Source organism: Azohydromonas sediminis (genome assembly GCF_003574675.1).
GTDB classification, from domain to species: domain Bacteria; phylum Pseudomonadota; class Gammaproteobacteria; order Burkholderiales; family Burkholderiaceae_C; genus Calidifontimicrobium; species Calidifontimicrobium sediminis.
The window spans coordinates 1-7,673 of the sequence record NZ_QOAZ01000060.1 but is presented as its reverse complement, the minus strand read 5'-3'; the positions used below and the strand labels follow the sequence as shown (position 1 = coordinate 7,673).

Genomic DNA, 7,673 nt, shown 5'->3' with positions numbered 1-7,673 from the left:
GCTGTACCTGCAGGCTCGCGAGCGCCACCCGCGCCGCTGGTCGGGCGACACGCGCAACTGGACGCCCATCGCTGCGGTGACTCTGAACCCTGAACGCGACGCCGTCGTCAAGACACGCTCAGGGTGCGTCGATACGCAGCCACTGGCTGCATGAACGAGGCGACAACTACCTTGACGCGCGCCGGACTCCTTCAACGCACGCCACTACGATGCGGAGGACTTGATCAGCGTTTCCTTAGGCCAGTCCGCAGGTCGTTGGGGGAGTTGCACCCGTGGCTTGTGCCGCGCCTGCTTCAGCTTGTTGTCGCGGCGGCTGATGCCCGCGGTGTTTCTTGTCCTGGCGGCCCATGCAGGCCCATACCTCGTTTGCGAGCGCGGGACCCACGCTCATCGGCTTTTACATGGATGCCTCCCTGCCCGAACCCGCGGTCGGGAACGACAGCACGGGTGTCGGCACGGATGGGCGCACGACGCTGTCCATCAGCGTCTGGAGCCAGCAAACCTGCCGGTGCCCGGTCATTACGGCTCAGCTCGTTTCGCGATGCCGTGACGACGTCGGCGGCAAAGCCTGCGTTTGCCGCATGAGCAGCTCGGGTAGCATGGCCTCGAACAGCACCGGGTCGATCATGTCGCCGGCCGTCGTCTGGATCAGCGCGCCGGCCTGCAACATGGCGGCCTTGCGCGTCCGACGGAACCACTTCCAGCTCTGGCTGGTAGGAAAGATGTTCTCGTAGCGGCGCCCGATCTCGTCAGCCCGCACGATGCGCCGCAACTGCTCTTGCGCGATGGGTCGCGTAATTACCTGTCGAACCTCAGCCATCCTCTGGAGCCTCGAATCACGCCGGGTCAGCGGCTTGATCCAAGGTTACGAGACGATGGCGGACAGGAGGATGTGACACGCTAAGCGTGTCACGGGACGCAGTCAGCGTATGCCGGGTCGCGGGTGCGAACCTAAGCCGTTGATGACTTGCTGTCCGCCTTGTCTACGGCTTGCCTCGCGCGTTGCACTGCGCGCCTGACCGACTCGGCGGTCACGTTGTACTGCTCGGCAATCGCACGGTATGCCAATTGCATCGCGCCGCGGCGTGCACCATGCGCTCCAGCAGCATGTCGAACCGCTTCGAGCAGTTGTGCGTCCGGGGGCAGCCTCCTCGTCTTGAGGCCACCCCTTCGACGTGCTTCGTCCTGGTCGAGTTGGCTGGCCATCCAACGTCGCTGTCGCTCGGAGCTCAGCAGGTACAGACGCATCAACGTAATCCACGCCTTGGCCTCGCGCTGATGACACTCTCGAACCGCCTGAATAAGTGACGCGCGCCACTCAGCGAGCTGTACCCGCTCGAAGAAGCTCGCTTCGGCCATTGCTGCATCGAAGGCAGGAAGCGACAGGTCCAACGTTTTGGCGATGATCGAGGCGGCGTGCTCATCGTCGTCTGGGTAGCGCCAACGCACCCCGTCGGGATTGATCCAACAGCGGTCCGCGATCGGACCTCCTTCCAGGCGTGCGTCGGCTGATCGACTCATCGGAACGCTTCCTCGATTGCTGCCGCTCTGGCGGTGATGTTCAAGTGCGCGTAGCGGGACACCATCCGCAAGGTGGTGTGCCCCAGTACGTCGGCCAGCAGCGGCGCCGACGCGCCCTTGGCGGCCAGGTGCGACGCGCAGGAGTGCCGCAGGTCGTGGAATCGGATTGCAGGCAAGCCAGCGTCCCTGAGAGCACGCTGGAAGGCGCCGTCGAAGTTGTGCGGCCTGTCTTTGCCGCTGGCGCAGCCGAAGACGAGCGTGTCGGGTTCCTTGGGACCGATCGTCCGCAGCTCCGCGACCATGCGCTCCGTCAGGTGCGCCACGATTGGTCGGCCGTTCTTGGTGCGCGGCACGGTCGCACGCCGACCGTTGAGGTCGACGTCGCGCCAGCGCAGGCCCATTAGCGAGCCGCGGCGCAGACCCGTCGTGAAGGCCATCAGGATGAGCACAGACAGTGGTCGCCAGCGCGCCAGTCTTGCGCAGGCGATGAGTCTCTCGACTTGGTCGGCGGTGAGGTAGACCATGCGCCCGGGGTTCTCCGGGAGCTGCTCGACGCCCACCAGCGGCGACGTCCATGCGCGCGGCACCAGCCGACGCTGACGGGCGAACTTCACCAGCGAGCCCAACGCTGAGCGATAGCGGTTGAGCGTAGACGGCGACAGCGGCTTGCCGCAGCACCGCTGCGCCCCAGCCGGGGCGCGGCCGCGGCGCAGTTGGCCGCGTGCCGCTAGACGATCCATGGCCGCTTCGACCATCTCGGCGCTGACGTCGACCAGCTCGTGTTCGCCGAGTTCGTCGCGCCAGAAATCCAAGCGTGCTGGCAGGGCTTCATCGCGGCCACTGTAGCTGGCCACGAACGCGTCGATGACGTGGGTCACCTTCACGGGACACCTCCTGATCCACACACCAACGAAACCCAACGGACTCAATCCGTTGGCTTTTCGCCGCTGACCCGGCGTGGACTAAGGAGATGGAGGCGCGGCCCGGAGTCGAACCGGGCTGAACGGATTTGCAATCCGGTGCATAACCGCTTTGCTACCGCGCCGTATAGACCCATTCTGGCACACGCATCCAAAGCGCGCGTCGTGCCCGAAATGAACAAGGGAAGCCGAGGCTTCCCTTGAAGGATCTGGAGCGGGAAACGAGTCTCGAACTCGCGACCTCAACCTTGGCAAGGTTGCGCTCTACCAACTGAGCTATTCCCGCATCGCTTCGCTGCGGCGATCACTCGCTACAACGAAGCTTGCATTATAGCCACACTCGAGGGCCCACGTGCAACGCCGTCCTCAGTGCGGCAGCGCATCGGCAGCGCCCGCCACCGGCTCCGCCGCCGGCTTGACCTCGGACGGCGCGACCGCCTCCTCGTCGGGCAAGGGCTGCGGCATCTTCTCGAGGGCGACCTCGAACACCCGCTCGATCCACTTGACCGGCACGATCTCGAGGCTGTTCTTGACGTTCTCGGGAATGTCCTGCAGGTCCTTGACGTTCTCTTCCGGGATCAGCACCGTCTTGATGCCGCCGCGGTGCGCCGCGAGCAGCTTCTCCTTCAGGCCGCCGATCGCCGTGACCTCGCCGCGCAGCGTGATCTCGCCCGTCATCGCGACGTCGGCACGCACCGGGATGCCCGTCAGCGCCGACACCATCGCCGTCGTCATCGCGATGCCTGCGCTCGGGCCGTCCTTCGGCGTCGCGCCGTCGGGCACGTGGATGTGCATGTCGCGCTTCTCGAACAACTCGTCCCGGATGCCCAGCCGCCGGGCGCGCGAGCGCACGACGGTGCGCGCGGCCTCGACCGACTCCTTCATCACGTCGCCGAGCTGACCGGTGCGGATGATGTTGCCCTTGCCCGGCATCACGGCCGCCTCGATCGTCAGCAGGTCGCCACCGACTTCGGTCCAGGCCAGGCCGACGACCTGGCCGACCTGGTTCGTCTTCTCGGCACGACCGTAGTCGTACTTGCGCACGCCGAGGAATTCGTTGAGGTTGTCCTCGGTGACGACGACCTGCCCTTCGTACTTCTTCAACTGCTGGCCCTTGACGACCTTGCGGCAGATCTTGCTGATCTCGCGCTCGAGCGAGCGCACGCCGGCCTCGCGCGTGTAGTAGCGGATGATCCCGCGGATCGCACCCTCGGTCAGATCCAGCTCCTCCGGCTTGACGCCGTTGTTCTTCATCTGCTTGGGCAGCAGGTAGCGCTGGGCGATGTTGAGCTTCTCGTCCTCGGTGTAGCCCGACAGGCGGATGACCTCCATGCGGTCGAGCAGCGCCGGCGGGATGTTCATCGAGTTCGAGGTCGCGACGAACATCACGTCCGACAGGTCGAAGTCGACCTCGACGTAGTGGTCGCTGAACGTGTGGTTCTGCTCGGGGTCGAGCACCTCGAGCAGCGCACTCGACGGGTCGCCGCGGAAGTCCATGCCCAGCTTGTCGATCTCGTCGAGGAGGAACAGGGGGTTCCTCGTGCCGACCTTCGACAGGCTCTGCAGCACCTTGCCCGGCATCGAGCCGATGTAGGTGCGGCGGTGGCCACGGATCTCGGCCTCGTCGCGCATGCCGCCGAGGGCCATGCGGACGAACTTGCGCCCCGTCGCGCGCGCGACCGACTGCCCGAGCGAGGTCTTGCCGACGCCCGGCGGCCCAACCAGGCACAGGATCGGCGCCTTGACCTTGTCGACGCGCTGCTGCACCGCGAGGTACTCAAGGATGCGGTCCTTGACCTTCTCGAGACCGTAGTGGTCCTGGTTGAGGACCTCCTCGGCATAGCCCAGGTCGTGCTTGATCTTGGTCTTCTTCGACCACGGCAGGTTGACCAGCACGTCGATGTAGTTGCGCACGACGGTGGCCTCGGCCGACATCGGCGACATCAGCCTGAGCTTCTTGAGCTCGCTCTCGGCCTTCTTGCGCGCCTCCTTCGGCATGCGCGCGGCCTTGATCTTCTTCTCGAGCTCCTCGAGGTCGGCGCCTTCCTCACCGTCGCCGAGTTCCTTCTGGATCGCCTTGACCTGCTCGTTGAGGTAGTACTCGCGCTGGCTCTTCTCCATCTGCCGCTTGACGCGGCCGCGGATGCGCTTTTCGACCTGCAGGATGTCGACCTCGTGCTCGAGCAGCTCGAGCAGCTTCTCCAGGCGCTTGTCGACCGCGAACAGGTCGAGCACCGACTGCTTGGCCTCGAGCTTGAGCGGCAGGTGCGCGGCGATCGTGTCGGCGAGCCGGCCCGGATCGTCGATGCCGGCGATCGAAGTCAGGATCTCGGGCGGAATCTTCTTGTTGAGCTTGACGTACTGGTCGAACTGCTGCGTGACGGCGCGGCGCAGCGCCTCGACCTCGGGCTTGTTGTCGACTTCGGGGATGATAGGCGTGACGGTGGCGACGAAGTGCTCGTTGGCCTCGCTGATCGACTCGGTCTTCGCGCGCTGCGTGCCCTCGACGAGCACCTTCACGGTGCCGTCGGGCAGCTTGAGCATCTGCAGGATACTCGAGACGCAGCCGACGCCGAACATGTCGTCGGGCTTCGGCTCGTCCTTGCCGGCGGCCTTCTGCGCGACCAGCATGATCTGCCGGCCGGCCTCCATTGCCGCTTCCAGCGCCTTGATCGACTTCGGCCGCCCGACGAACAGCGGGATGACCATGTGGGGGAACACGACGACGTCGCGCAGCGGCAGCAGCGGCAGCGTGATCGGCTCGGCGGGAAGAACGGGATGTCCGGACATGGGGGTACCTCTCTTTCTCAGGCCCACATGGAGCCCGCGCGGGTAATTGCAAGACCGCCCCGGGCCCGCGCGGCGGCGGCACCCGGGCGGTCGCCGGCCTCAGGCACTGGCCTTGGCCTGCTCGCGGTACACCAGCAGGGGCTTGCCGCCCTCTTCGACGATGTGCTCGTCGACCACCACCTTCGCGACGCCGTCGAGGTTGGGCAGGTCGAACATGGTGTCGATCAGCGCATGTTCCATGATCGAGCGCAGCCCGCGCGCGCCCGTCTTGCGCGCCAGCGCCTTGCGCGCGATCGCCGCCAGCGCCGAGGGACGGATCTCGAGCTCGACGCCGTCCATCGCAAACAGCTTCTGGTACTGCTTGACGAGCGCGTTGCGCGGCTCGGTCAGGATCTGCACCAGTGCCTCCTCGGTCAGCTCGCCGAGGGTGGCGACCACCGGCAGCCGGCCGACGAGCTCGGGGATCAGCCCGAACTTGATCAGGTCCTCGGGCTCGACCTCGCGGAACATCTCGGAGACGCGCTTCTCGCTCTTGCTGTGCACGGTGGCCGAGAAGCCGATGCCCGAGCGCTCGGTGCGGTTCTGGATGATCTTCTCGAGGCCGTCGAACGCGCCGCCGCAGATGAACAGGATGTTCGTCGTGTCGATCTGCAGGAAGTCCTGGTTCGGGTGCTTGCGCCCGCCCTGCGGCGGCACGCTGGCCATCGTGCCCTCGATCAGCTTGAGCAGCGCCTGCTGCACGCCCTCGCCCGAGACGTCGCGCGTGATGCTCGGGTTGTCGGCCTTGCGGCTGATCTTGTCGATCTCGTCGATGTAGACGATGCCGCGCTGCGCGCGCTCGACGTCGTAGTTGCAGTTCTGCAGCAGCTTCTGGATGATGTTCTCGACGTCCTCGCCGACGTAGCCGGCCTCGGTCAGCGTCGTCGCGTCGGCGATCACGAACGGCACGTTGAGCATGCGCGCGAGCGTCTGCGCGAGCAGCGTCTTGCCGCTGCCGGTCGGACCGATGAGCAGGATGTTGCTCTTCGTCAGCTCGACGTCGTCCTTCGCCGGCGTGTGCTTGAGCCGCTTGTAGTGGTTGTAGACCGCCACCGACAGGATGCGCTTGGCCTGGTCCTGGCCGATCACGTACTGGTCGAGCAGCGCCTTGATCTCACCCGGCGTCGGCAGGTCGTTGCGCGCCGCCTTGCCGCCGCCGGCATCGGCCGGCACCTCGTCGCGGATGATGTCGTTGCACAGCTCGATGCACTCGTCGCAGATGAACACCGACGGCCCGGCGATCAGCTTCTTGACCTCGTGCTGGCTCTTGCCGCAAAACGAGCAGTACAGGACCTTCTCGCTCGAGGAGCCTTTCTTTTCGGGCATGGGTGTGCGGCGGGCAGTGGCGGAAGGACGCGACGACCAATGATAGTGCATGCGGCGCCGCGCGAGCGGCGCCGGAAAGAGCCCGTTTTGGCGGCGCAGGAACGGACGCCGGCCGGGCAGAGCCCGGCTCAGCCGCGCCGCTCGATGACCTGGTCGACCAGGCCGTATTCCCTGGCCTCGGCCGCGCTCATGAAGTAGTCGCGCTCGGTGTCGGCCTGGATCTTCTCGAGCGGCTGCCCGCTGCGCTCGGCCAGGATGCGGTTGAGCTGCTCGCGCGTCTTGAGGATCTCGCGCGCGTGGATCTCGATGTCGGTCGCCTGGCCCTGCGCGCCACCGAGCGGCTGGTGGATCATGACCTTCGAGTTCGGCAGCGCGAAGCGCTTGCCCTTGGCGCCGGCCGCGAGCAGGAACGCGCCCATGCTGGCGGCCATGCCGATGCACAGCGTCGACACGTCGGGTTTGATGAAGTTCATCGTGTCGAAGATCGACAGGCCGGCGCTGACGCTGCCGCCCGGCGAGTTGATGTACAGCGAGATGTCCTTGTCGGGGTTCTCGCTCTCGAGGAACAGCAGCTGCGCGACGACGAGGTTGGCCGTCTGGTCGTTGACCGGCCCGACGAGGAAGATCACCCGCTCGCGCAGCAGGCGGCTGTAGATGTCGTAGGCGCGCTCGCCGCGGCCCGACTGCTCGATGACGATGGGCACCATGCCCAGGTTGCTCGTGTCCAGTGCACTCATGAAAGCGGATCCTCTGCGGTGTCTCGTGCCTGCCGATTATGGGGCGCCGCAAAGACGCGGGGCGCCGGCCTCGCGGCCCGGCGCCCCGCAGCGGCGGCGCTCGGCGGCTCAGAGGCTGAGAGGCAATTGATCGCCGCAGACGCCCGTCGGGTTGGCGTCAGGGCCAGAGGAACGAACGTCACGCGGCGCTGCTGCGCGGGTGATGTCGCTGCGACGGGCTCGTGCGCGCTTCGCAGCGCTTGATTCGGGTCGATTTCTCATCTTCCGCACCCCTTACGCGGCCGCCAGGGCCGCTGCGGGCGCACCTGTGCCCAGACCGACCCACTGCGGTGCGATCTTG

At 66.3% G+C, this 7,673-nt stretch carries 6 protein-coding genes and 2 tRNA genes; all 8 read right to left on the bottom strand.

The genetic code is table 11. The features are described 5' to 3' along the window. Positions 1-526 precede the first annotated feature (526 nt). The 8 genes from DRV96_RS17310 to clpP all read right to left on the bottom strand — a co-directional run bounded on the left by DRV96_RS17310 (position 527) and on the right by clpP (position 7,333). Positions 527-820 carry a hypothetical protein gene (locus DRV96_RS17310; RefSeq protein ID WP_119293482.1) on the bottom strand — a complete coding sequence of 98 codons (294 nt, stop codon included), beginning with the start codon at positions 818-820 and terminating at the stop codon, positions 527-529. A gap of 131 nt (positions 821-951) precedes the next feature. Next, positions 952-1,521 carry a hypothetical protein gene (locus DRV96_RS18225; protein WP_162911127.1) on the bottom strand — a complete coding sequence of 190 codons (570 nt, stop codon included), beginning with the start codon at positions 1,519-1,521 and terminating at the stop codon, positions 952-954. Further along, positions 1,518-2,405: a tyrosine-type recombinase/integrase gene (locus DRV96_RS17305; protein ID WP_119293480.1), complete on the bottom strand. Its 888-nt coding sequence runs from the start codon at positions 2,403-2,405 to the stop codon at positions 1,518-1,520. Before DRV96_RS17305 ends, DRV96_RS18225 begins: the two co-directional genes overlap by 4 nt. Before the next feature lie 87 nt (positions 2,406-2,492). Next, a tRNA-Cys gene (locus DRV96_RS17300) sits at positions 2,493-2,566 on the bottom strand. Positions 2,567-2,651: 85 nt separating this feature from the next. Then, positions 2,652-2,727: transfer RNA gene (locus tag DRV96_RS17295), tRNA-Gly, on the bottom strand. Positions 2,728-2,807: 80 nt separating this feature from the next. Beyond that, a complete protein-coding gene (gene lon, locus DRV96_RS17290) occupies positions 2,808-5,231 on the bottom strand; it encodes an endopeptidase La (RefSeq protein WP_119293478.1) in 2,424 nt (807 codons plus the stop codon). A 99-nt stretch (positions 5,232-5,330) separates the two neighbouring features. Continuing rightward, positions 5,331-6,596 (bottom strand): ATP-dependent Clp protease ATP-binding subunit ClpX, encoded by a 1,266-nt coding sequence (clpX, locus tag DRV96_RS17285; RefSeq protein WP_119293476.1) that lies wholly within the window; start codon positions 6,594-6,596, stop codon positions 5,331-5,333. A 128-nt stretch (positions 6,597-6,724) separates the two neighbouring features. Further along, entirely contained in the window at positions 6,725-7,333 is a 609-nt protein-coding gene (clpP, locus tag DRV96_RS17280; protein ID WP_119293474.1) for an ATP-dependent Clp endopeptidase proteolytic subunit ClpP, read from the bottom strand. Positions 7,334-7,673 lie beyond the last annotated feature (340 nt).